The organism is Streptomyces katrae (genome assembly GCF_000966975.1).
GTDB lineage: Bacteria > Actinomycetota > Actinomycetes > Streptomycetales > Streptomycetaceae > Streptomyces > Streptomyces katrae.
In genome coordinates this window covers 1-1,840 of sequence record NZ_JZWV01001541.1, presented here as the reverse complement: position 1 = coordinate 1,840, position 1,840 = coordinate 1, and the positions used below count along the sequence as shown (strand labels likewise).

General features: G+C 80.0%; 1 protein-coding gene. It reads left to right on the top strand.

Going from position 1 to position 1,840, the window contains the following annotated elements; all coding sequences use genetic code 11:
• Positions 1 to 1,840: DUF5682 family protein (locus VR44_RS39010; protein WP_045952430.1), on the top strand; the 1,840-nt coding region annotated here is incomplete at both ends.

The window sequence follows — 1,840 nt, the reverse complement described above, 5'->3', positions numbered from 1 at the left end:
CGGCTGGGCCCTGCGTACGGACGCGGGCGCCGTCCCGGCGACGGACCTGGCGCGGGAGGCCCATATGCGGGGTGTCATCGCGACCGCCGCCGCGGGCGGCCGTCGCGTGGCCGCCGTGATCGGGGCCTTCCACGCCCCGGCGCTGCTCGCGGACACGCCGGTGCCGGGACCGCGCAGCGGCGCGGACGCCTCTGTGGCGGGCCCCGGTTCGCCGGAAACCAGCGCTGGCACGAACCCTCCCGCTCCGCGGGCCGGGCGAGGAGCGGGCGCAGGCACGGCCACGGGCCCGGACGGCGCCCCGAAGGCCGCGGCGGCCGCCGTGGCCGGTGCCGAGGTCGTGACCTCGTTCGTCGCGTACTCCTTCGACCTGCTCGACTCGCGCTCCGGGTACCCCGCCGGGATCCGGGATCCGCTGTGGCAGCAGGCCGTGTTCGAGGCGGGCGGGGATCCGGTGCGGCTGCGGGAGGCGGCCTCGGCCGCGCTCACCCGGCTGTGCCGGGAGCTGCGCGGGGCCGGGCACACCGCCGGGACCGGGGAGGCCGCCGAGGCCCTGCGGCTCGCCTGCGACCTGGCGGTGCTGCGCGGGCTGCCCGCGCCCGGCCGGGGCGAGCTCCTCGAGGCCGTCACCACGGTGCTCGGGCAGGGCGAACCCCTCGGCCGGGGCCGGGCGCTGGCCCGCGCCCTGGAGGCCGTGTTCGTCGGTACGGGCCGCGGCCGGACCACCCCGCACGCCCCGCGCTCCGGGCTGGGCCCCTCCGTGGAGGCGGAGCTGGCGGCTCTGCGGCTGCCCTCCCCCGAGGACCCGGCGCCGCGCGAGGTGCGCCTCGACCCGCTGCGCTCCGAGCTCGACGGGCGCCGCGAGGTGCTGCTCCAGCGGCTGCTGGTGTGCGGGGCCTCGTACGGAGAGCCCGTCGGCGTCGCCGCCACCGGTGACGGCACCGCCCTGGGGAGCAAGTGGCGGCTGTCCTGGACCCCTTCGGTCCCGGCCCGCCTGGATCTGGCGGGGGTCCGCGGCGTCACCGCCGCCCAGGCGGCCGCGGGCACGCTGCGCGAGATCGCACGCCGCGAGGCCGCCGAGGGCGGCCCGACGGCTGCGCAGGTCCTGGCCGGGCTGGCCGCCGCCGCGCGCTGCGATCTGCCCGAGCTGGTCGACGTACGACTGGAGGAGGCGGCCGCGGTGCTGCCGGAGACCGCCGGAGTGGCGGAACTCCTGGAGGCCGTCGACCTGTTGGAGGGGCTGCGGCGCGGCCACCTGCCCGGCGCCTCCGCCGCGGCCCGGGAGGCCGCCGAGGCACTGGGCGGTGATCTGCTGGATTCCGCCGTGCGGTCGCTGCCCGGTCTCGCGGGCAGCGACGACCCCGCCGACGCGGCCGCGCTGGTGGCCCTCTCCGACCGGGCCGCCGCCCGCCGGCTGGGGCTGCGGATGGACGCCGCCCTGACGGAACTCGCGGAGGGCGGGAGCCCGTTGATGCGGGGTGCCGCGTCGGCCGTGCGGGTGCTGCTGGACCTGGATCCGGCGGCCGGGCTCGGCGCCCGCGCCGCCGCCTGGGTGGACGGGGCCGCCACGGCCGAGGGGCGTCGCGCGCTGGCCCGCCGGATCGCCGGGCTGCTGACCGCCGCCGGGCCGCTGCTGGAGACCTCCCCGGCCGCGCTGACCCCGCTGCTGGACCGGGTGGACGGCCTGGCCGACGAAGCCTTCCTACAGCGGCTGCCCGCGCTGCGCGCCGGTTTCGACGCACTGTCCCCGGCGGCGCGGGACCGGCTGCTGGACACCGTGACCGAGCGGCTCGGCGACCGGCTCGACCTCACGCTGGACGCGCCGCCCGCGCTGCTCGCCCTC